This is a genomic window from Xanthomonas sp. WHRI 1810A (assembly GCF_040202885.1).
In the GTDB taxonomy this organism is placed as follows: Bacteria; Pseudomonadota; Gammaproteobacteria; order Pseudomonadales; family Pseudomonadaceae; genus Aquipseudomonas.
In genome coordinates this window covers 293,841-315,153 of record NZ_JBEGED010000004.1, presented here as the reverse complement: position 1 = coordinate 315,153, position 21,313 = coordinate 293,841, and the positions used below count along the sequence as shown (strand labels likewise).

At 59.3% G+C, this 21,313-nt stretch carries 26 protein-coding genes; 13 read left to right on the top strand and 13 right to left on the bottom strand.

The genetic code is table 11. The features are described 5' to 3' along the window. Positions 1–159 precede the first annotated feature (159 nt). The gene (locus ABQX22_RS09300) at positions 160–1,284 is read left to right on the top strand and encodes a GNAT family N-acetyltransferase (RefSeq protein WP_349798709.1); all 1,125 of its coding nucleotides are present in this window, start codon (positions 160–162) and stop codon (positions 1,282–1,284) included. 145 nt (positions 1,285–1,429) lie between these two features. Here the strand turns inward: ABQX22_RS09300 and ABQX22_RS09295 are convergent, their stop codons facing one another. From ABQX22_RS09295 to ABQX22_RS09285, 3 genes are all read right to left on the bottom strand, one after another. Continuing rightward, positions 1,430–3,262, bottom strand: a complete 1,833-nt coding sequence (locus ABQX22_RS09295; RefSeq protein WP_349798707.1) for an ABC transporter ATP-binding protein — start codon at positions 3,260–3,262, stop codon at positions 1,430–1,432. Between the two features lie 120 nt (positions 3,263–3,382). Next, positions 3,383–3,940 carry a peptidylprolyl isomerase gene (locus ABQX22_RS09290; RefSeq protein WP_349798705.1) on the bottom strand — a complete coding sequence of 186 codons (558 nt, stop codon included), beginning with the start codon at positions 3,938–3,940 and terminating at the stop codon, positions 3,383–3,385. 153 nt (positions 3,941–4,093) lie between these two features. Then, positions 4,094–5,017 (bottom strand): LysR family transcriptional regulator, encoded by a 924-nt coding sequence (locus tag ABQX22_RS09285; protein WP_349798703.1) that lies wholly within the window; start codon positions 5,015–5,017, stop codon positions 4,094–4,096. 49 nt (positions 5,018–5,066) lie between these two features. On the opposite strand from ABQX22_RS09285, the gene ABQX22_RS09280 reads away from it, so the two are divergent. The 4 genes from ABQX22_RS09280 (at position 5,067) to ABQX22_RS09265 (ending at position 7,538) form a co-directional block, all read left to right on the top strand. Next, on the top strand, positions 5,067–5,381 hold the full coding sequence (locus ABQX22_RS09280) for a hypothetical protein (protein WP_349798701.1): 315 nt from the start codon (positions 5,067–5,069) through the stop codon (positions 5,379–5,381). A 254-nt stretch (positions 5,382–5,635) separates the two neighbouring features. Further along, positions 5,636–5,872 (top strand): hypothetical protein, encoded by a 237-nt coding sequence (locus ABQX22_RS09275; protein WP_349798699.1) that lies wholly within the window; start codon positions 5,636–5,638, stop codon positions 5,870–5,872. A 213-nt stretch (positions 5,873–6,085) separates the two neighbouring features. Next, the gene (gene abiEi / locus ABQX22_RS09270; protein WP_349798697.1) at positions 6,086–6,655 is read left to right on the top strand and encodes a type IV toxin-antitoxin system AbiEi family antitoxin; all 570 of its coding nucleotides are present in this window, start codon (positions 6,086–6,088) and stop codon (positions 6,653–6,655) included. Continuing rightward, the gene (locus ABQX22_RS09265) at positions 6,642–7,538 is read left to right on the top strand and encodes a nucleotidyl transferase AbiEii/AbiGii toxin family protein (protein WP_349798695.1); all 897 of its coding nucleotides are present in this window, start codon (positions 6,642–6,644) and stop codon (positions 7,536–7,538) included. Before abiEi ends, ABQX22_RS09265 begins: the two co-directional genes overlap by 14 nt. 11 nt (positions 7,539–7,549) lie before the next feature. Here ABQX22_RS09265 and ABQX22_RS09260 read toward each other — a convergent pair whose 3' ends face one another. Beyond that, positions 7,550–8,803 (bottom strand): mechanosensitive ion channel family protein, encoded by a 1,254-nt coding sequence (locus ABQX22_RS09260; protein ID WP_349798694.1) that lies wholly within the window; start codon positions 8,801–8,803, stop codon positions 7,550–7,552. Between the two features lie 180 nt (positions 8,804–8,983). Here ABQX22_RS09260 and ABQX22_RS09255 point away from each other — a divergent pair, with 180 nt between their 5' ends. Further along, positions 8,984–10,324: a DEAD/DEAH box helicase gene (locus ABQX22_RS09255; RefSeq protein ID WP_349798692.1), complete on the top strand. Its 1,341-nt coding sequence runs from the start codon at positions 8,984–8,986 to the stop codon at positions 10,322–10,324. A gap of 112 nt (positions 10,325–10,436) precedes the next feature. On the opposite strand, the gene ABQX22_RS09250 is transcribed toward ABQX22_RS09255, so the two are convergent. Next, positions 10,437–10,712 carry a hypothetical protein gene (locus ABQX22_RS09250; RefSeq protein ID WP_349798690.1) on the bottom strand — a complete coding sequence of 92 codons (276 nt, stop codon included), beginning with the start codon at positions 10,710–10,712 and terminating at the stop codon, positions 10,437–10,439. Between the two features lie 174 nt (positions 10,713–10,886). Between ABQX22_RS09250 and ABQX22_RS09245 the strand changes: the two genes are divergently transcribed. Then, a complete protein-coding gene (locus ABQX22_RS09245) occupies positions 10,887–11,294 on the top strand; it encodes a hypothetical protein (protein WP_349798688.1) in 408 nt (135 codons plus the stop codon). A 42-nt stretch (positions 11,295–11,336) separates the two neighbouring features. Here the strand turns inward: ABQX22_RS09245 and ABQX22_RS09240 are convergent, their stop codons facing one another. The 4 genes from ABQX22_RS09240 to ABQX22_RS09225 form a co-directional block, all read right to left on the bottom strand. Beyond that, a complete protein-coding gene (locus ABQX22_RS09240) occupies positions 11,337–12,227 on the bottom strand; it encodes a DUF6279 family lipoprotein (RefSeq protein ID WP_349798686.1) in 891 nt (296 codons plus the stop codon). 58 nt (positions 12,228–12,285) lie between these two features. Next, positions 12,286–13,014 carry a TorF family putative porin gene (locus tag ABQX22_RS09235; RefSeq protein ID WP_349798684.1) on the bottom strand — a complete coding sequence of 243 codons (729 nt, stop codon included), beginning with the start codon at positions 13,012–13,014 and terminating at the stop codon, positions 12,286–12,288. Between the two features lie 165 nt (positions 13,015–13,179). Further along, positions 13,180–13,659, bottom strand: a complete 480-nt coding sequence (locus ABQX22_RS09230) for a hypothetical protein (protein WP_349798682.1) — start codon at positions 13,657–13,659, stop codon at positions 13,180–13,182. 184 nt (positions 13,660–13,843) lie between these two features. Beyond that, the gene (locus ABQX22_RS09225) at positions 13,844–14,023 is read right to left on the bottom strand and encodes a hypothetical protein (RefSeq protein WP_037012170.1); all 180 of its coding nucleotides are present in this window, start codon (positions 14,021–14,023) and stop codon (positions 13,844–13,846) included. 381 nt (positions 14,024–14,404) lie between these two features. Between ABQX22_RS09225 and ABQX22_RS09220 the strand changes: the two genes are divergently transcribed. Then, entirely contained in the window at positions 14,405–15,241 is an 837-nt protein-coding gene (locus tag ABQX22_RS09220) for a CvfB family protein (protein WP_349798680.1), read from the top strand. Positions 15,242–15,315: 74 nt separating this feature from the next. Here ABQX22_RS09220 and ABQX22_RS09215 read toward each other — a convergent pair whose 3' ends face one another. After that, positions 15,316–15,696, bottom strand: a complete 381-nt coding sequence (locus tag ABQX22_RS09215; protein ID WP_349798678.1) for a hypothetical protein — start codon at positions 15,694–15,696, stop codon at positions 15,316–15,318. A 214-nt stretch (positions 15,697–15,910) separates the two neighbouring features. On the opposite strand from ABQX22_RS09215, the gene ABQX22_RS09210 reads away from it, so the two are divergent. The 3 genes from ABQX22_RS09210 to def all read left to right on the top strand — a co-directional run bounded on the left by ABQX22_RS09210 (position 15,911) and on the right by def (position 17,936). Next, entirely contained in the window at positions 15,911–16,102 is a 192-nt protein-coding gene (locus tag ABQX22_RS09210; RefSeq protein WP_349798676.1) for a CsbD family protein, read from the top strand. 235 nt (positions 16,103–16,337) lie between these two features. Beyond that, positions 16,338–17,318 (top strand): YihY/virulence factor BrkB family protein, encoded by a 981-nt coding sequence (locus tag ABQX22_RS09205; protein WP_349798674.1) that lies wholly within the window; start codon positions 16,338–16,340, stop codon positions 17,316–17,318. Between the two features lie 78 nt (positions 17,319–17,396). Further along, positions 17,397–17,936, top strand: a complete 540-nt coding sequence (gene def / locus ABQX22_RS09200) for a peptide deformylase (RefSeq protein ID WP_349798672.1) — start codon at positions 17,397–17,399, stop codon at positions 17,934–17,936. A gap of 9 nt (positions 17,937–17,945) precedes the next feature. Here def and ABQX22_RS09195 read toward each other — a convergent pair whose 3' ends face one another. The 3 genes from ABQX22_RS09195 to ABQX22_RS09185 all read right to left on the bottom strand — a co-directional run bounded on the left by ABQX22_RS09195 (position 17,946) and on the right by ABQX22_RS09185 (position 19,313). Next, positions 17,946–18,647, bottom strand: coding sequence for a class I SAM-dependent methyltransferase (locus ABQX22_RS09195; RefSeq protein WP_349798670.1), 702 nt, complete (start codon positions 18,645–18,647; stop codon positions 17,946–17,948). Further along, the gene (locus ABQX22_RS09190) at positions 18,607–18,786 is read right to left on the bottom strand and encodes a hypothetical protein (protein ID WP_349798669.1); all 180 of its coding nucleotides are present in this window, start codon (positions 18,784–18,786) and stop codon (positions 18,607–18,609) included. Before ABQX22_RS09190 ends, ABQX22_RS09195 begins: the two co-directional genes overlap by 41 nt. A gap of 83 nt (positions 18,787–18,869) precedes the next feature. After that, a complete protein-coding gene (locus tag ABQX22_RS09185) occupies positions 18,870–19,313 on the bottom strand; it encodes a GNAT family N-acetyltransferase (protein WP_349798667.1) in 444 nt (147 codons plus the stop codon). A gap of 94 nt (positions 19,314–19,407) precedes the next feature. Between ABQX22_RS09185 and ABQX22_RS09180 the strand changes: the two genes are divergently transcribed. Next, a complete protein-coding gene (locus ABQX22_RS09180; RefSeq protein WP_349798665.1) occupies positions 19,408–20,349 on the top strand; it encodes a fatty acid desaturase in 942 nt (313 codons plus the stop codon). A gap of 16 nt (positions 20,350–20,365) precedes the next feature. Continuing rightward, a complete protein-coding gene (locus ABQX22_RS09175; protein ID WP_349798663.1) occupies positions 20,366–21,148 on the top strand; it encodes a phosphate/phosphite/phosphonate ABC transporter substrate-binding protein in 783 nt (260 codons plus the stop codon). Positions 21,149–21,313: the final 165 nt, after the last annotated feature.

Sequence of the window (21,313 nt, the reverse complement as noted above, 5' to 3'; positions counted from 1 at the left end):
GATCGATTGTTACAGGTTGGTGGCAAAGTGATGTCATCTCGATGACATGTGAAAATTTCGTTGAACCCGCGTTCTAGAGCGGTGTCCGGCAAATTCATGTGTGCGGTGCAAGCCAATGGGCGATACTCGCCCGGCATGCGAAACGAAGTGGGGGATGCGATGCCGTTACATCGATTGGAACGTCTGTCGGACTTGCCCGCCCAGGACTGGGATGGACTGGTGCCGGGTGACTCGCCGTTTTTGCGGCACGCTTTCCTCAGTGCAATGGAGGACAGCGGTAGCCTTGGCCCACGCTCCGGCTGGCGTGCCGAGCACTTGCTGCATTACGAAGACGATCAGCTGATTGCCGCGCTGCCGGCCTACCGAAAGTGGCATTCCTACGGCGAGTACGTGTTCGATCACGGCTGGGCGGACGCCTGTCGCCGCGCCGGTATCGCCTATTACCCCAAGCTGTTGATCGCCGTGCCGTTCAGTCCGGTCAGCGGCCCTCGCTTGCTGGCCCGGCGCCCCGAAGACGGCCGCGAACTGCTGGCCGCTTTGCCGGGTTATCTGGAGGTCGAAGAACTGTCCAGCGCCCACGTCAACTTCAGCGATCCGGTCGCGGACGAATTACTGGCCGAGCAACCGGGCTGGCTGCAACGCATTGGCTGTCAGTACCACTGGCAAAATCGCGGCTACCGGGATTTTCAGGATTTCCTCGACGCCTTGAGTTCGCGCAAGCGCAAGCAGATGCGCAAGGAGCGCGAACAGGTCGCCGGGCAGGGCATCGACTTCGAGTGGCTGGAAGGTCATGAACTGAGTCAGGCGCAGTGGGATTTCGTCTACGCCTGCTACTCCAACACCTACGAGATACGGGGGCAGGCGCCGTACCTGACGCGGGAATTCTTCAGCCTTGTGGCCGAGCGCATGCCGGAATCGATTCGCGTGGTGCTCGCCAAGCAGGGCTCACGTCCAGTGGCGATGGCATTCAGCCTCATCGGCGGCGACAGTTTTTACGGGCGCTATTGGGGCTGCCTGGCGGAGTTCGACCGGCTGCATTTCGAGACGTGTTTTTATCAGGGGATGGAGTACGCGATCGAGAAGGGCATCAAGCGCTTCGACGCTGGCGCCCAGGGCGAGCACAAGCTGATTCGCGGCTTCGAGCCGGTGATCACCCATTCCTGGCATTACCTGACCCACCCCGGATTGCGCGAGGCAGTGGCGGATTTTCTCGAGCAGGAAAGGGCGGGGATTCTGGCGTATGCCGAGGATGCGAGGAATGCGTTGCCTTATCGGCAGGCTTAACCGCTGACTTCTATGGAGATCCAATGTGGGAGCGCATCACAGGCCTGTTGGAGCGAGGCTTGCCCGCGAAGGCGATGTGTCAGATTTTGGTGCATTGACTGACAGATAGCTTTCGCGGGCAAGCCTCGCTCCAACAGGTGTAGCTTCAATCCACCCCGACAAACCCACCGGTCTGGTGCGCCCACAGCCGTGCGTACAGACCTTTGTGCGCGAGCAGTTCGGCGTGGGTGCCGGTCTCGGCGATCTGGCCGTTTTCCAGCACCACCAGGCGGTCCATGCGGGCGATGGTGGACAGCCGGTGCGCGATGGCGATCACGGTTTTGCCCTGCATCAGGGTTTCAAGGCTCTCCTGAATGGCGGCCTCGACTTCCGAATCCAGCGCTGAAGTGGCTTCGTCCATGATCAGGATCGGCGCGTCCTTGAGGAGGACACGGGTGATCGCGATCCGCTGACGCTGGCCGCCCGACAATTTCACGCCGCGCTCGCCCACATGGGCGTCCAGCCCGGTGCGACCCTCGGAGTCGGTGAGCAGCGGGATGAACTGATCAGCCCGGGCCTTGCGCATGGCTTCCCACAAATCCGCATCGGTCGCGTCCGGCTTGCCGTACAACAGGTTGTCGCGGATCGAGCGGTGCAGCAGCGACGTGTCCTGCGTGATCATGCCGATGTGCGAGCGCAGGCTTTCCTGAGTGACGTGGGCAATGTCCTGACCATCGATCAGAATCTTCCCGCCTTGCACGTCATACAGCCGCAGCAGCAGGTTCACCAGCGTGGACTTGCCCGCGCCCGACGGCCCGATCAAGCCGATTTTCTCGCCCGGTTTGATGTCCAGGTTCAGGCCCTGAATCACGCCGCTACCTTTGCCGTAATGGAAGTCCAGATTCTCGAACGTGACCCTGCCGCGATCCACTTGCAGCTTCGGAGCCGCAGCGCGGTCAGTGACGCCCACCGGCTGGGAAATGCTCTCCAGACCGTCCTGGACCATGCCGATGTTTTCGAAAATGCCGTTGACCACCCACATGATCCAGCCGGACATGTTGACGATACGGATCGCCAAGCCGGTGGCCAGCGCGATGGCCCCCACCGAAATCAGCGATTGGGTCCACAGCCACAGCGCAAGGCCGGTGGTGGTGACGATCAGAATGCCGTTGAGCGTGGTGATCACCGTGTCCATCGACGTAATGACACGGCCGGCCAACTGGGTTTTTTCGGTCTGCTCGGTGATTGCTTCGCGGGCGTACAGTTGCTCGGAATTGGTGTGAGCGAACAGCTTGAGGGTGGTGATGTTGGTGTAGCCGTCGACGATGCGCCCCATCAGTTTGGAGCGGGCATCGGACGACACCACGGAGCGCTCTTTCACACGCGGCACGAAGTAAAACAAGGCGACGATGTAGGCGGCGATCCAGCTCAGCAATGGAATCATCAGCCGCCAGTCCGCTTCGGCGAACAGCACCAGTGAGCTGATGGCGTAGATCAGCACGTGCCACAGAGCGTCGACGGCCTGCACTGCGGAGTCGCGCAGCGAGTTGCCGGTCTGCATGATGCGCTGGGCGATACGCCCGGCGAAGTCGTTCTGGAAGAAATTGAGGCTCTGTTTGAGCACGTAGCTGTGGTTCTGCCAGCGGATCATGCTGGTCATGCCGGGGCTGATGGTCTGGTGCACCAGCAAGTCGTGCAGGGCGACGAAGATCGGTCGCAACACCAGCGCAACCACCACCATCCAGATCAGCTCGGTGGCGTGTATTTTGAAGAAATCGGGGTTGGGGGTGCCTTGTGCCAGGTCGATGATGCGGCTCAGGTAACTGAACAACGACACCTCGATCAGGGCACCGATCAGGCCGACCACCAGCAACGCTGCAAAACTCGGCCACACCTGGCGCAAGTAGTACACGTAGAACGACATGACGTTGGTGGGCGGTGCGGCGGTGGGGGCTTCGCGGAAGATATCGATCAGTTGTTCAAAACGGCGATAGAACATTGGCTATGACACCCGCGGACTACGCAGGCTCTCCTTACTGAAGTGCAGACCCCTGATCGGACCACACGAAACCGCGATTGGCTCAGGCCGGTTTCATGTGGGGATGCGTCAATTCGGTTTTCAGTTAACGCGTTTTGCGGATTTGATCAGGATTGGGTCGATGGGCACGTTCTGCATACCGCTTTTGGTGGCGGTCTGTGCGTGAACGATGTTGTCCACCACGTCCATGCCTTTGACCACTTTGCCGAACACCGCATAACCGAAGTCACGTACGCCGTGATCGAGCATCGCGTTGTCGTTGGTATTGATGAAGAACTGGCTGGTGGCCGAATTCACATCCGAGGTGCGCGCCATCGAGAGCGTACCGCGTACGTTGTGAAGGCCGTTCTCGGCTTCGTTCTTGATCGGGTCCTTGGTTTGCTTCTGCACCATCTGCGGGGTGAACCCACCCCCCTGGACCATGAAGCCCGGGATCACGCGATGAAAGATGGTGCCGTTGTAGAAATTGCTGTCCACGTAACCGAGGAAGTTCTTGGTGCTGATGGGCGCTTTGTCCTGCTCCAGTTCGATTTCGATCTGGCCGAAACTGGTGTCCAGGATCACGTGAGGGGCGGTGGCAGCCATCAGGTTCGAGGCGAACAGTGCAGCGGCGGCGCAGAGAGCGATTTTTTTCAGCATGGGGCAGGTGTCCTGAAAGTGATTTCAACGGCAAAAAACAGGACACAAGGGAAGCACGTTTGCGCGGATTTGCCCAGAGCGTGATGCCGGGTGGGCGCCGCAGCCTGTGATGCGATGAAGGCCAATCCGTTGGCAGCGCGCTTTGAATCAACCTCAACCCAACTGTGGCGCTATAAAGGGTACGTCCAGCGGCGCGGTGTCGAAATTCTGGATCAGCTCGATCAGAATCTGCGTCGCCGGGCCCAGGGGTTTGTCCTTGCTGGAATAAAGATAGAACAACGGATGGCGACTGCCGCCCTTGTCCAGCGGCAGGATTTTCAGCACGCCTTCCTTGATCTCGCGTTCGATCATGTGGCGTGGCAGCCACGCAAAGCCCAGACCGCTGCTGACGAATGTCGCGGCGGTGGCCAAGCTGCCGACGGTCCAGCGCTGTTCGGCGCCCAGCCAGCCGACGTCCCTTGGCTGACTGCGCCCTGAATCGCGGATCACCACTTGCAGCTGGCTTTCCAGGTCCTGGAAATTCAGCTCCCGGTGCATCTGGTGCAGCGGATGCTCCGGGTGGGCGACGGCGACGAATTCGACCGCGCTCATTTCAGTGCCCAAGTAGCCCGGGATGCTGAAACCGCTGATGGCCAGATCGGCCACGCCTTCGAGCAGCACTTCCTCAACGCCGGACAAGACCTCTTCGCGCAACCGCACCCGGCAACCCCGGCTCTGCGGCATGAACGCGGTCAACGCTCGCACCAACCGCGCGTTGGGGTACGCCGCGTCGACCACCAAACGCACCTCAGCTTCCCAGCCTTGCTCCATGTGATGCGCCAGGTCTTCCAGCTGGCTCGCCTGTTTGACCAGCTGCCGCGACCGCCGCAGCAGCACGCCGCCCGCTTCGGTGAGCACGGCCTTGCGGCCATCGATGCGCAGCAGCGGCACGCCCAGTTGATCCTGCATCCGTGCGACGGTGTAACTCACCGACGACTGTGAACGGTGCAACGCTTCGGCCGCCTGGGCAAAGCCACCATGATCGACCACGGCTTGCAATGTTCGCCATTGATCAAGCGTCACGCGGGGCGCTTTCATCTTTCGCTCCTGTTGTCCTAAGCTGGCGTCCCTGACTGGAGACTGCCGCATGAAAAAACTCTGTTGTGTGCTGCTGGCGATGCTGCCCCTGAGCGCGTTCGCGTACCCCATCGATGTGGACAAAACCCTCAATGGCGTCCAGATCGACTACACCAGTCACGACACGGCGTATGACATCGGCAACATCACCCTTAACAACTACGGCACCGTGCCCGCCAAGTGCAGCGTGGTGTTTCGCAATGGCCCGGAAGCTCCCCGCACGCGCCGGGTACAGGTCGCCGCCAAAAGCAGCGTCGACGTCACCTCCAAGTTCAGTCGGGAAATCATCAAGCTGTACATCACACTCAAATGCGAACCTCAGTGACGCACCTCAATCCGATGGAGCGTACTGCGCCCTTATGGATAAAACAATTTCTTAGATGTAAAGCGCTGGATTTCCCTGTTTTTTAATCGATATCCCGAGCGACTGTCGCGAGAAGCGCGGGCTAGACGGTTGCGTGCCTGATATCAGCGGCGTTGATACTCACGATGCATCAGAGTGGTTTTTCAATAGTGCGCCAAGCCCATAAAGTTGCTTCCAACGAAACACAACAACCCCCAACTTTCTGGAGCAACATCATGAAAACTTCAATCGCTTTCGGCTTCGCACTTTCGGTCCTCGCGTCCACCGCAGTCTTCGCAAGCCCTGAACACGTGCAACAACCCGCTTTGGTCGACGCCACCAGCGCCACCGTCCTGGACACCAAAGTCGCTGACAAAGACAGCATCAAGCCGTTCGACAGCAAGTCGTCCACCACCGTCATCGTTGCCGAAAACCGCAAAGAGTTCGGCTCGCAGTATCAGCGTGATCGATAAAACCGCGTTCAAACAATGCAAAAGCCCGGCAGATGCCGGGCTTTTTGTTGTGTGCAGGAAATGAAAGTATGACGTTCGCTTGAGGCTGAGGCGCAGGTCCTAATGTCGTTCGGATTGATATCGTCGCTGGCCAAGCGTAGTCAAGAGGGGTGGTTGTTGTGGGAGACTCAACGTTAAGTTACATTAACTGAAACCTACTGTTGAGTCACAAGCATGATCAGGCCCTCTGATTCGCTTCAGCCAATGCGCCGTCTGATCCGGCAGCTGTCAAAGCTGGCGACTCCAGAACGGTATCTGTTCACTCCGGACGATATGCGGGCACTGGTCCCGGATTTATCTGACAGCGCCTACAAAACCCTACTGAGCCGTGCCGCTGCCGAAGGGCATCTGGCTCGACTCTGTCGCGGGCTCTACCTCTTCGAGCCGGTAAAGCCTGAGTCCGGACTGGTGTTATTCCACGCCGCAGCCCGTCTGCGTGCCAGCCAACTTAACTACATCAGCCTGGAAACCGCCTTGAGCGATCTCGGGGTCATCTCGCAGATCCCGATCAACTGGATCACGCTGATGTCGTCGGGCCGCAGCAGCATTATTTCCTGCGGGAAGTGGGGCACCATCGAGTTTGTCCACACGCGTCAGCGTCCACTGGCGCTCATTGGCAACCTTCGATATGACGCAGCCTGTCGACTATGGCGAGCCTCTGCCGGCCAGGCATTAAGAGACATGAAAGCAGCGAAACGGAAAATGGATTTGATTGATTGGAGTACGGCCAATGAGCTTGTTTGACGCGCTTGTCAGCGAAGCACTTACAAACAGACAGGACCTGGCACCCCTGCGTGTGGTGGTGGAAAAGGAGCTGTTGCATCACGACGTGATGCTGGCCCTGAGTGCCGCCGGGATGCTCGCCAGATTGACCTTCATTGGCGGCACCTGTCTGCGTGCCTGCTATGGCTCCAATCGTTTGAGCGAGGATCTGGACTTCACCGGAGGGGCTGATTTCGATCGCCAGACGTTTGCCGAGCTGGCTCAGGTATTGATTGACCGCCTGGAATCCAAATATGGACTCCAAGTGCAAATCAGCGAGCCGGTTAGAGAGGAGGGCAACGTCGATACCTGGAAGCTGAAAATTCAGACCCGGCCTGGACGCAAGGATTTGCCCGCGCAACGCATCAACATTGATGTCTGCTCAATCCCCAGCTATCAGCCGCAACCGATGCTGTTGCTCAACCCCTACGGCGTGGACATGGGCACCAGCGGGTTGATCCTGCAGGCCGAGACGCGTGAAGAAATTTATGCCGACAAGATCGTGGCCTTCGCGTTGCGCCCCAATCGCATCAAGAATCGTGACCTGTGGGATATGGTCTGGTTGCGTCAGCAAGGTATAACGCCTGCGCTCGAACTGGTCGGCAGCAAGCTGCGCGACCATCAGTGTGAGGTGCAAGCCTTTATGAAGCTTTTTAAAGAACGCGTGGATCTGTTGCTCAGCGACCCCACCGTGGCGACGGATTTTCGCAAGGAAATGAGCCGTTTTCTCCCTGCTGATCTGGTCTTGCGAACCGTCAATGATCCGGCCTTCTGGACCTTTCTCGTGACGCACGTTCGAAGTCTTTATGCGCCCGTTGAACAGGCGTTGATCGGTTCCATGCCCGGTAACAGCTTCAAGATGTAAACGTGAGGTGCTTACGCTTTCGCCAAGCCCACGCGCATATCCGCTCCACTCGGTTGTTGATACAGACTCAAGCCAAACTCGGGCAGCACCGCCAGCAGGTAATCGAAAATATCGCCCTGCACCCGCTCGTAGTCGCCCCACGCGGTGGTGCGGGTGAAGCAGTAGATTTCCAGCGGAATGCCCTGCGCGGTGGTTTCCATCTGGCGGACCATGCAGGTCATGTCGGGGTGAATGTCCGGGTGGCTGTTGAGGTACGCCAGGGCGTAGGCGCGGAAGGTGCCGATGTTGGTCATCCGCCGCCGGTTGGCCGAGACCTGCGCGACGTTGCCCTGGGCCTCGTTCCAGGCGTGCAGTTCGGCTTGTTTGCGGCCGATGTAATCGGTGAGCAGGTGGACTTGGGTCAGTTGCTGCTCTTCCTCATCGGTCACGAAACGCACTCCGCTGGCGTCGATGAACAGGCTGCGCTTGATCCGTCGGCCACCGGCTTGCTGCATGCCGCGCCAGTTTTTGAAGGATTCGGACATCAGGCGCCACGTAGGGATCGACACGATGGTCTTGTCGAAATTCTGCACTTTGACCGTGTGCAACGTGATGTCCACCACATCGCCATCGGCGCCGACTTGCGGCATCTCGATCCAGTCGCCGACCCGCAGCATGTCGTTGCTGGTCAGCTGCACACTGGCGACGAACGACAGCAGGGTGTCCTTGTAGACCAGCAGTATCACCGCCGACATGGCGCCCAGCCCGGACAGCAGTAACAACGGCGAGCGGTCGATCAGCGTGGCAACGATGATGATGGAGGCAAAGATGTACAGGATCATTTTCGCCAGTTGCACGTAGCCCTTGATCGAGCGGGTGCGGGCGTGGTCGGTGCGGGCGTAGATGTCTAGCAGGGCGTTGAGCAACGCGCCGACGGTGAGCATGAAGAACAGGATGGTGAAGGCCAGGGCGATGTTGCCCAGCACTTGATGGGTGGTGGCGCTCAGGTCCGGCACCAGGGTCAGGCCGAACTGAATGATCACCGACGGCACGGCTTGCGCCAGACGGTGAAAGACCTTGTTGTGCAGGAAGTCCCTGACCCAGAACAGCGCCGGCTGGCGACTGAGCATTTTTACGGCATATAGGATGACATAGCGCGCCAGCCGGCCCAGTGCCCACGCTGCGATGAGCAGCAGGAACAGCCCCAGGCTCGCGCGCAATACGGGCTGCTGTTCAAGAAGTCCCCAGAACGCCTGCGCGCGCAGCCATAGCGATTGAGTGTCCATGCGGTGCCTTTCTCCTGTGGAAAAAACGGGGGCGCGATTACAGCATTGTTCGGCGCCGTTCTGCAGCGCTGGCCAAATTCGGTAACAAAATAAGGGGTCCGAGGTAAAGAAACTCGGCCTCGGCCTCCGAAACCGGTAACCTATGCGACTGTTTTTTTGTATTTCGCCGAGGTAACACCCGTGTTCTCCCAATTCGCCCTGCACGAACGCCTGCTAAAAGCTGTGGCCGAACTCAATTTCGTCGAGCCTACGCCTGTGCAAACAGCGGCTATTCCGCTGGCGCTCGAAGGGCACGATTTGCGGGTGACGGCGCAAACCGGCAGCGGCAAGACTGCCGCATTCGTATTACCGATGCTCAATCGCCTGATGGGCCCGGCCAAGGTTCGCGTCGATATCCGCGCCGTGATCCTGCTGCCCACCCGTGAGCTGGCGCAACAGACGCTCAAGGAAGTCGAGCGTTTTTCCCAGTTCACCTTCATCAAGGCCGGCCTGATTACCGGCGGCGAGGACTTCAAGGTCCAGGCCGCCATGTTGCGCAAGGTGCCCGACATTTTAATCGGCACGCCGGGGCGTCTGCTCGAACAGTTGAACGCCGGCAACCTGGACCTCAAGCACGTTGAGTTGCTGGTCCTCGACGAAGCAGACCGCATGCTGGACATGGGGTTCGCCGAAGACGTCGAGCGTCTGGCCGGCGAATGCGCCAACCGTCAGCAAACCATGTTGTTCTCGGCCACCACTGGTGGTTCGGGCCTGCGGGAAATGATCGGCAAGGTGCTCAAAGATCCACAGCACTTGCAGGTCAACAGCGTCAGCGAGCTGGCCGCCGGTACACGTCAGCAGATCGTGACCGCCGACCACAACGTGCACAAAGATCAAATCCTCAACTGGCTGCTGGCCAATGAGAAGTATCAGAAAGCGATCATCTTCACCAACACCCGAGCCATGGCGGACCGCCTGTATGGCCGTCTGGTGGCGCTTGAGTACAAAGCGTTCGTGCTGCACGGCGACAAGGACCAGAAAGACCGCAAGCTGGCCATCGACCGCCTGAAGCAGGGCGGCGTGAAGATTCTGGTCGCGACCGATGTGGCGGCGCGCGGTCTGGACGTCGACGGCCTGGACATGGTCATCAACTTCGACATGCCACGCAGCGGCGACGACTACGTGCACCGCATTGGTCGCACAGGCCGTGCGGGCGGCGAAGGGCTGGCAATCTCGCTGATCTGCCATGGCGACTGGAACCTGATGTCCAGCGTCGAGCGTTACCTCAAGCAGAGCTTCGAGCGCCGCGTCATCAAGGAAGTCAAAGGCACCTACGGCGGACCGAAGAAGGTCAAGGCGTCGGGCAAGGCGGTCGGCGTAAAGAAGAAAAAGACCGACGCCAAGGGTGACAAAAAGAAGACGGCCTCCAAAGGCCCGACCAAGCGCAAGTCGCAGAACCGGCCCAAGCCTGATTCGCTGGTGAGCAGCGACGGCATGGCACCGCTGAAGAAGCGCAAGACCGAAGCGCCTGCTGCTGAGTAGCACCGCACACCTGTAGGAGCGAATTCATTCGCGAAAAGCCGGTTCACTCGACTCGACAGGTCGGCTGATACCGCTTCGCGAATTCATTCGCTCCTGCAGTGCTAACCCCGTCTCAACCGTTTGCCTTCTTCGCCGCCTCATCCATCTCTCGCAATCGCTGATCAATCAACTGGCACTTGTCCGGCACGTCCTTGCTGGCGGTCTCTAGGTGCATGTCCTTGATCTCTTGATTGAGCTCCCTGGCCTTGGTCGGGTTCTGCTGCGTCAGCTTCTGCACCTCCTGGGCCAGTTGTTCGCGTTTGGCTTGCGCCTCTTCCGGCGTGCACGCCCAGACCGGCACAGCGGTCATCAGCGCCAGCGCGGCGATAATGCTCATCAGGGTTTTCATGGGTGGCTCCGTGTCCTTTGCGGGCTTATAAAATTGAGCGCGCAGGGCGCTTGAAAGTTCTGGACCGTCCGGCTCCCGCGCTGAACGGCAGGCGTGGCGCTCGGTCTCACCTTCAGAGCGTCACCACCCGATGACCGGACGTCACGGGTCATTCATCCCTGCTGGAGGTTAAACATGGCTAATAAATATAACTGGGACCTGATCGAGCGCTTGCTGCATGAGGTGCAAAACAGCGCCGATGACAGTTTCAAACCGCGCAAGTACGCCGAAGACTATGCGGCTGCCAAGGGCGCGGACGGGGAGGAGGTCGGCAACCTCGACACCCTGAAGATGGAAGCGGCCAACTACGAGGCGGTGCTGTTCAGAAACGGCTTCATCGAATCGCGGCCGGAAGAGCAGGGCGGCAACGGCGAAAACTTTGTGCTGACGGCAAGGGGCGCGAGCCTGCTGGCGATGATCGACAGCAGCATCCCCGGCGACAACCACCCGCGTCAGGTGCTGGACGATCAGGACGATGCGCTGGCGCCGGAGACCTTTGATGAGGTCGCGTCAAAAGCGCAGATTGCGGGCGGCTCTATCTAAGCGGCCACCCTCTGTAGGCACGAACTTGTTCGCTCCTACATTTCAACGAGCCAGGCTGGCAGCCTTCAAACAGCCCAGCTCGGTGAAGTCCTTGCGGGTATCGGCGATTTTCTGCAACAGCTTTTGTTGCTGCTCCGGGGTGTTCTCAGCGACGAGGTCCACCAGCAGCGAAATCGCCGCCTGCTCGGTTTTGTCATACGCCTGTCGGTACTCAGGCGTCCAGAACGTCTCCCGGTCCTGCAGCAGCCTGGCGATCTTGCCGTCGAAGTCGGGTGCCTGACGCTGCTTCACCGTACTGATCAATTGCCCCTGCCAATGGGCGCGGTTCTCGATCCATAGCCGATTCTGCTCCCCAAGCGACGCCGACCACTGCTGCACCCGCGCCTGCTGTGCCGGGTTCAGCTTTCCAATCCAGGGGTTCAGGCGCTTTTCCATCCGTTCGGTACGGTCGCTGATCTGCTCATTCAGCGGCTGGTCTACGAATTCGGCTTCGTGTTTGCGCAAGTCCTTGGCGAACGCTTCCTGCATTTCAGCCACCTGCTTGTCGTCCAGTTGCTTGAGCAGCTCGACAGCCGACGGCGTGATTTCGCGGGAAATCGTGGCGATCGCCTGCTTGGCCTCGGCCGTGCGCGCGGTGAGTTGAGCCTGGTTGACCTGCTGGGTCTGGACCATGTGCTCAAGGCGATCAAGCCATGCGAGATAATCGGGAATCTGCGTGGTGCAGTGCCAGCTGAGATGCTCCTTGAGGCGCTCGTTCAGCCAGTCTTTTTGCGTGGTGTTCATGTCCAGGTAGTCGTTGAGCGACCACGGAATGATGACGTCCAGATGACGATAAGCCAGACCGACACGGCTGCATCCGGTCATGAGCATCAGGGTTAACAACAAACAGATAAAAGTTCTGACCCGGTGGTGCATGACGGCTCCCTGGCGCATTGGACTTCTCGTATAGAGCCGAGGATACCCTGCCAGTTCAGCCTACTGTGTCAGCCAGTCAGAAAAACGAGCGAACCACTTTCAGCGTCACGGTGCTTTCGCAATAGGTGTTGTGCCCGCTGTACGCACCGCAGTCCGCGCCGGTGAGGCTTGAACCGCTGTACATCAGGTTCATGTCCATGCCCATCAACGGACGCGAGACGTTGAACGACCAGTCGTTATACGCGCCGATCATGCCGCCGCCGTCGATGGCGGTGGGGGTGTCCAACTGGTGATTGCCGTACTGCATGCGCAGGTCCAGGCCCAGCGGAACGATGCCGCCCAGGTCCAGGAACAACGTGCTGTCCTGGCGTCCGGCGTCGTTGGCGAAGGCCGTGCCGATGCGGCTGTCGAAAATCCGGAAGCCGGCATACAGCTCGTGACTGTCGAGCTGATCGGTATTGGGGTAGCTGTAACGAATAACGCCCAGTTCATAACCGAGCGTTTTGTCGAAGGGCTTTTTGAAGCCCATATAGGAATCGACTTCCAGCGTGCTGTCAGGCGCGATGCCCGCGTTGGGCGACCACTGGCCGAAGTAGAAACCGCTGTTGTGCGTCAGGTCCAGCCCGCCGTGGAAGGCCGAGTCGCCGCCGGTGGGCGTGACCAGCCCTTGGGCCATGGTCCGGCTGGGCGTGGTCCCGAGCTTGAGGCTGAAATCACCGAGCTCTCGTTCGATGAGCTGGGCCGAGGCTGTCTGGCAAACCAGCAACGTACTGGCGATCAGTGCGAGATAGCGAGCATTGGGCATGCTTCACTCCTTGGGTTTTACAGAGGAGTGGATGTAAAGGTGTCGAATCGATAATACCGGGGGGGCTCGATAGGAACCGCGAGCTAGAGCCTCGCCAGCATACCGGCTGACGAAGGCATCAACCGACCGCTGGTCGATTCACTACAAGAAACTGGAACTTCGCGTTCAGTTCTTCGCAGAGATCAGGGCGTTAACTACCACCAGCGCCTGCGGATAAGACGGGTATCCGCTCTTGGCGACATCCAGCTGATCGTACTGTGCGCGGTAGGCGCGCGCCTTTTCCTGATCCAGCATCCCGCTCAGCTGGGCCAGCAGTGCAATGGCCAGCGGGTAATGGTGAGCGGCCGATTCCTGCAGCAGCGCCGTGCTGTTTGATGCATCGCCGTGCTGCCGAATCAACAGGACCGCCTGGTAAAACCCGGCCTCGCCGGACGTGTCGTCCCTGGCCGCGCGTTGCAACAACGCTTGCGCCAGTTCGTAGTCTTCCTCGCGTCGCTCGCTGATGATGACCTTGGCTTGAATCATGTCGTTCTGGTAAAGAAGGTGCTCGGTTCGGCAAGGGCTGCCAGGAACCGTGGTGTCACAGCCATGCGTCGCGCAACCGCCCAGACAAAGTAATGCACTGAAAATGATCCATGTTTTCATGTTGGATTCCGCAGGGGGTGTCTGGTCTCGGAACAGGCGGGTCAATCGACGGGCCCGTTGTCATGGTCGCCAGGCAGTGGCGTATGACGAGACAGTAAAGCAGAGCTTTTTTGAAGCGAGGATCGATTGCCCTGGCGCCTTGTGGTCAAAGCGCCTAGAGATCGACAGCTGGAGCGGGGGAAAATTACTTTTTGCCGAGGGAGATTTGCTTGGACGGGCCGAAGGTCTGGCCGCTGACGCCTTTTGCAATCTGTTGGATCTCGCCGCCGGATTTCAGGAAAGCTGCAATTTGCGCATTGATCGAGTCGCTGGTTTCAACGGCTGGAGCTGGCTTGGCTTTCGAGTTGGATGCTTTTACACGCATGGCTGCTATTAACCTATATAAAATTAATACGGCCGGCCATTCTATCCGAAGCGCCCGACAATTGCTTGGCTAATATCCCCGCGCGCCAAGTGCCTGGCAGAAGCCCAAGCGCCGTTCATCTGCCGCTGCACCCCGCTAACGCACTGTTTTAATTGCCAAGTTCAATCCGGCAACAGCGCCGTTTATTCCGCGGGGGTGACGAATCACGCGGCACACCACCTGACGAATGGCCTCCAATTTTTGACGTCGCCGTCGACCATGCGCAGCAACGCCTTGATTTTCCTGAGCCGGTTACCCTGGTCTGCGATTCGCAACGGGCGGCGGTCATCGGTTCGGCAAAACTCGGGTAGAATGCCGCCCACGTAACGAGGGTATTTGAACATGGCTCTAATCGGGCGCTACAACAGTTTGCAAGTGGTTAAACATACCAACTTTGGTTTATATCTGGATGGCGCACAGGACGGCGAAATATTGCTGCCCAATCGCTATATCCCCAAAGATATTCCCAGCGAAGATGAAGACTGGCTCAACGTTTTTATTTATCTGGACAGTGACGACAAACTGATCGCCACCACTGAAAAGCCGAAAGTGCAGGTCGGTGATTTCGCCAGTCTTAAAGTCGTCGAGGTCAACAGCATCGGCATCTTCCTGGACTGGGGTTTGCCCAAGGATCTGTTGCTGCCTTACTCCGAAGAAAGACAGCCACTCAAGGCGGGCGACTACTGCGTGGTGCATGTCTATCTGGACAAACACACCCGCCGTATCACCGCCACCAGCCGGCTTGATCGCTACCTGGACAAAGTGCCCGCCAACTACAAGATCGGCCAGGAAGTTGACCTGCTAGTGGCCGAAGCCACGGACATGGGCTTCAAGGCCATCATCAACAACAAGCACTGGGGCCTGATCCACAAGAACGAAGTGTTCAAGTTTCTGCGGCCGGGCAAGGAAGAGAAGGGTTACATCAAGGAAATCCGCTCAGACGGCAATATCAGCCTGAGCCTGCAACCGGTGGGTGAACAGGCCGCCAGCAGCCTGAACTCCAAGATTCTGGCCAAGTTGCGCGAGAACAACGGCACCTTGCCGGTCAGCGACAAGAGCGATCCGCAAGTGATCAGCAATCTGTTCGGCGTCAGCAAAGGCAACTTCAAAAAGGCCATTGGCGCGTTGTACAAGCAAGGCGAAATCGTGATTCACGCCGACCGCATCGAGCTGGTTTAAACCCCTTCGCCCGACTGAGCGCGTTCGCAACAGCGGCGGGTCATGTAAATGGCCCGCCACGTGCTGATCTGCACCTACTTCTGCACAAACCCTGCAAAACTCACGTTCGCGCCAGTCGGGCGCGCATCTCGCAAGTAAGCATCCTTGTCAGCGCTCAGTTCCAGGCTGACGGTGGATTTGCGCTTGCCCTCGTTACGCACCACCAGACCTTCCAGGTGCTCGCGCATGAACGCGGTGGTGACTTTCAAGTGCAGCAACTCATCGCTGGCCGGGTTGTGCATCAGCAAGTGCAGCCATTCGTATTGCCCGACTTGCAGGCGGGTCACCGGGATGTCGAACCACCAGATGTTGCGGTTGGTATTCAGCACCGCGAAATGGGTGTTGTTGGTGCCGAGCACGGCGCTGCCCAAATCCTTGTTCCGGCGTGCGATGGCCTGGGTTTTGTCGAGTTTCATGTTGTTCCCGTGGATATGCGTTTCAGTCGCGCATTCTCGGGGGTTGCACGGCAAACATAAAGCCGAAATTGTCGGGCCCGTTGAAATGCGTCGGGTTTTGCCGAATGCACGACCTGACGAACTGTCGACAAAATAATTGAAACCTTCGCTGAAAAGGGCAGGTCAATCATTACGTCGAGGTTATGACACCTGATTCTTACCCAGGAGACATCCCATGAGCAGCACTGGCGATAAAGTAAAAGGCATGGCTAATGAAGCCGTTGGTAACGTCAAGCAAGGCGTTGGCAAGGCGACTGACAACGATAAACTGCGCGCTGAAGGTAAAGCCCAGGAAATCAAAGGCGAAACCCAGCAGAAAGTTGGCGAAGCCAAAGATGCCGTGAAAAAAGGCATCGACAAGGTCTGATGACCTGCGCCATCACGCCAGGCGTGCGGGCGCGAACAATCAGCAAACGCGATAACGGCTGTCTTCGGATGGCCGTTATGCTGTCTGGCTATCGCGTGCTGCACATATTTCCAGGGTCGCCACACTGGCCGACTTAGGGTAAAAAGCCCGCCCACGCGGCTGGCAATTGGAATTTCACAGCGTTTGCCCGCTCGTATAGGTAAATGTGCTTAGCGACGTTGCGAAAGGAGACGCCATGATTTTCCCGGATTTGCGCCAACTGCCTGTCATGAAGGTATTGGTCAGGACGGTCAAAGAATTTCTCGATGACGAAATGCCGACTTATGCGTCGGCACTTGCGTATCAGATGCTGTTTTCGTTGTTCCCGTTTCTGTTGTTTCTCATCGCGTTGATTGGCTTCCTGCACCTGCCGGACTTTTTTTCCTGGCTGCGTCTGCAATCTGAATTCGTGCTCCCGCCTCAGGCGCTGGAGCAGGTCAACCCGGTTATTGACCAACTCCAGCAGTCCAAGGGTGGGCTGTTGTCGATTGGTATCTTCATTGCCCTGTGGACCGCATCGGCCGGTGTTCGCTTGCTGATGAGCGCAATGAACGCCGCCTACGATGTGGTGGAAGCGCGTCCGGTCTGGAAGCGTATTCCGCTGTCGGTGCTCTACACCGTGGGTATCGCCGGCATGATGCTGGTGGCTGCTGCCCTGATGGTGACCGGCCCGCAGGTCATGAGCTGGCTGGCCGCGCAGATCGGCCTTGAAGATTTCATCGTCACCTTATGGACGATCCTTCGCTGGCCGCTGATCATCCTGCTGCTCATGGTGTCGGTCGCGTTGATGTATTACGTGATGCCGGATGTGGAGCAGAAATTCCGCTTCATCACACCCGGCTCGGTGCTGGCGGTGGTGGTGTGGATCGTTGCATCGCTGGGCTTCGCCTACTACGTCAAGACGTTCGCCGACTACAACGCCATGTACGGCAGCATCGGCGCGATCATCGTGCTGCTGTTGTACTTCTACATCTCAGCGGCCGTGTTGCTGCTCGGTGCTGAAATGAATGCCGTGATCGAACACATGTCCGACGAAGGCAAGGACAAGGGCGAGAAGGTCGAAGGCGACGGCGGCGTTGATTCGACACACACCCAGCCGGTGTCGGGCCTGGGCCGCGACCACAGCCATGATCATGACCCGGAACTGCAGCCCGTGCTCAAGGCGGACAAGTCTTAACGACGTTTATGGCAGGATGTGTCTGCGCGCGTTGCCTTCGGGCGGTGCCGTGCATTCCGATAACAGGCAAGGGCCATTATGATTCATGAAATTCTGAAGATGGGTGATGAGCGGCTGCTGCGTATTGCGCCGCCGGTGCCCGAATCGATGTTCGGCTCGCCCGAGCTGAAAACCCTGATCGCCGACATGTTTGAAACCATGGAAAGTGTCGGTGGCGTCGGCCTCGCCGCGCCGCAGATTGGCGTGGACCTGCAACTGGTGATCTTCGGCTTCGAGAGCAGCGAACGCTACCCCGATGCTGAAGCCGTGCCGCAGACCATCCTGCTCAATCCGCTGATCACGCCGCTGGAACAGACCCTCGAACAAGGCTGGGAAGGCTGCCTGTCAGTCCCCGGCCTGCGTGGCGTCGTGGATCGCTTCGAACACATCCGCTACGAAGGTTTCGACCCGGACGGCAACCGCATTCAGCGCATCGCCCATGGTTTTCATGCACGGGTGGTGCAGCACGAATGCGACCACTTGATCGGTCGCCTTTACCCCTCGCGCATTACCGATTTCAGCCGTTTCGGTTACATCGACGTGCTGTTTCCGGGCATGGACCCCAACGCCGACGAGTGAGTCGGCGTTTCAGTGTGCGGCCGGTTTGACGAAGCGAAGCGTCATCCGGTCCGACTCACCAATGGCCTGGTATTTCGTCCGATCCTTTTCCCCCAGCACCAGTGCCGGCGGCAGCGTCCAGACGCCGTCGGGGTAATCCTTGGTGTCCTTGGGGTTGGCGTTGATTTCGCTTTCTCCTACCGGTTTGAACCCCGCGTCCGTCGCCAGTTTGATCACATAATCGGTCGGCAAATAGCCATTGCTCAGGTTCTGCGCGGCCGTTGTTCCGGCCTTGGCGCGGTGGTCGACGATGCCCAGCGTGCCACCCGGCTTAAGCACCTCGTAGAAGCTTTTGAAGGTCGCGACTTCAGTCTTGGCATCGGTCCAGTTGTGCACGTTACGGAAGGTCAGCACCGCGTCGGCTGACGCGGGTTTGCCGAGCACGGGCTGCTGCGGGTTGTAATCAATGATCTGCGCCTTGCCGTAACGCGCGGGGTCGGCGGCGAATTTCCGCGAGAGCGTGTCGAAGCCGCGCTTCGCGTCATCGCTGGTGCCAGGGGCAACCACGGCGGCGATGTAGTGGCCTTTGTCCTTGAGCAATGGCGCAAGAATCTCGCTGTACCAGCCGTTGCCGGGCGTGATCTCGATCAGGGTCTGGTCATCGCGAACGCCAAAGAATTGCAGCGTCTGTTCAGGGTGGCGGTATTGATCCCGGGCACTGTTCTGCGGCAATCGCCAATCGCCAATCGCCGGCCAGGACCTTGGCGAATTGCTCATGGCTGATGTTGGAGGCCGGCGGGGCGTCGGCGGCGCAGACCAGCGTTGACCCGAGCAGCGCGGCCAGCGAGCAAGCGATAAGCGTCTTCTTCATGGTCGTCCCGTAAGCGTGGAGAGTGATGCCCGAGGCTAGCACGCGGGTTTGCGTTTGGGGCGGCCGCTTTTTGCAGCCCACCCTTAGCGTGGCGGCCTGCACATCGCGATCAGCGGTTTGGTCCTGGTGTAAGTGGTGAAGCGCACGGCCAGGGCTTCGGGCAGACGTTGCGTTAACAGCGACATCCTTTCGAAGCGCACCCGACGGTAGAAGTCCTCCATTTCGGGGTCGCAGAACAACCAGACCTTGCCCTCGACCTCATCGGTCGCCGCCTCAATCAGCCGCGCCGCTAGGCCTTGACCTCGCCGTTCCGGCGCCACGAACAGGCCTGTCAGCCAGTGCCCGCCGTACACCGGCGTCAGGCACAACGCTGCAATAATCACCGGATCCTTGATCACCCACGCCTGTGCCAGACCCTTGCAGCGCATGGCCGAACGGTGAGCACGGTAAAAGCGGGCCAGCATAGGGCGGGCGATGTTGGGCAGTGCGTGAGGGTTCATGGAGGAGGTCGCAGGCGTGGGTGGCATTTGGGGTTTCGTTCTACCGCCATAACCAATCGGTCTACAAGATTTTCCTGCGCCGAGGCACAACCCGGTATCCGCCCCGATGCAGGAACTGCCCATGCCCAACTACCTCGATGACCGCCAGCGCCAGGACATTCACCGTCTGCGCGCAAGCTTTACCGGCCGCACGGAATGGCCGACCTGGTTGTTGCTCGCGGGGGTGTATGGCGCCTGGTTCGGCGTGTTGCTGCTGAGCCCGCGCCTGGGCGTCTGGCCGACCACGCTGGTGATGATTCCGTTGCTGGTGCTGTGGATGTCGCTGCAACACGAACTGCTGCATGGCCACCCGACGCGCTTTTTGTGGCTGAACAAAGCCTTGGGTTATGCGCCGTTTGCCGTCTGGTACCCCTACACGCTGTATCGCGACACCCATCTTGAACACCATCGCGACGAAGACTTGACCGTGCCCGGTCTGGACCCGGAAAGCCGATACCTGAGCCAGTCCCGCTGGGCGAGCATGCGTGGGGTGTCGCGGCTGCTGCGCTGGGCGGATAAAACCCTGCCGGGCCGTGTGCTGTTGGGTGCACCGCTGGCGTTGGCGGGCCTGGTTGTCAGCGAAAGCAAACGCTTGCTGGGCGGCGAGCGTAAGGCGTGGCTGATGTGGTCCACCCACGGCGGGTTTGCGGCGCTCATGTTCTGGTTTATCGCGCACTTCAGCGCGCTGTCGCCCCTGCATTACGTGGCGTTGATTGCGCTGCCGGCACTGGCGGTGTCGATGGTCCGCTCCTATTACGAACATCGGCCGAGCGAGCATCCGGAGCAGCGCACGGTGATCAACGAAGCCTCGTGGCCCTGGAGCTGGCTGTTCCTGCATTTGAACCTGCATCTGGTGCATCACGACCTGCCGGGTCTGGCGTGGTATTACATGCCAGCGGTGTACCGCGACCGGCGGGAACAGTGGCTGGCGCGCAGCGGATTTTTTCTGGTGCAGGGATACGGTGAACTGTTTCGCCTTCACAGCCTCAATCCTATCGACAGCCCGCAACATCCCTACGTCTGATCTGGAAGATGCCCACATGCCCCAAGGTTTCGCCGAACTGCAGATGTACGTCGCCCCTGCGCGGGTGCGTGAGGCGCAGGCGCGCTGGCTGGCGCGTATTCTTGAGCATCTGAGGGCCACGCGGTCCACGGCTGATGCGCCGGACCTCAAGGCTTTGTGGCTGTCCGACGATCTGCTGCTGACGCAAACCTGCGGCTATCCGCTGATGACGCAACTGCGTGGCCGGGTTCAGGTGGTGGGGCGCCCGGTCTTCAACTTGCCGCACAGCAGTGAAGGCGCCCATTGCAGTCTGTTGCTGGCGCGTGACGACGATGCGCGGCGCGAGCTGATCGATTTTCGTGGCAGCCACGGGCTGATCAACAGCGAGGACTCCAACTCCGGGATGAACCTGTTCCGGCACACCCTGGCGCCGTTGCAGGTGGACGGGCGCTTTTTCGGTCAGGTCTCTCTCACCGGCGGCCACCGCGACAGCCTCCGTTGGCTCAGAGAAGGGCGCGGCGATCTGGCTGCCATCGACAGCGTGACCTACGACTACCTGGCGCGGGACAGCAGCGATGAGTTGGCGGGTTTGCGTATCGTCACCCAGACCGCGCTCAGCCCGTGTTTGCCGTACATCACGCGGCTGGGCGCTGACCCCGAGGTGATTCGCGCGGCCATGAACACGGCGCTGCGGGAGTTGCCGGAGGTGGCTTGCGCTCTGGCCATCCGCGAGGTTATGCCAGCGAGCGAAGCCGATTACCAGATGCTGCTCGATTACCAGCAGCACGCCGTAGATTTTGGATTGCCAAACCTCCTGTAGGAGCTGACGACCAGCGGGAGGCTCCGGGGTCGCGCTCGACCGATGCGGTGTGTCAGGTGTACCGCAATCGCAGCCTCGCACGGGCTCGTCAGCTCCTACAAAAGCGGTGTTCCATATATTCGATATGGGAATATACATTGCACATTTAACTATTTTTAATGCATA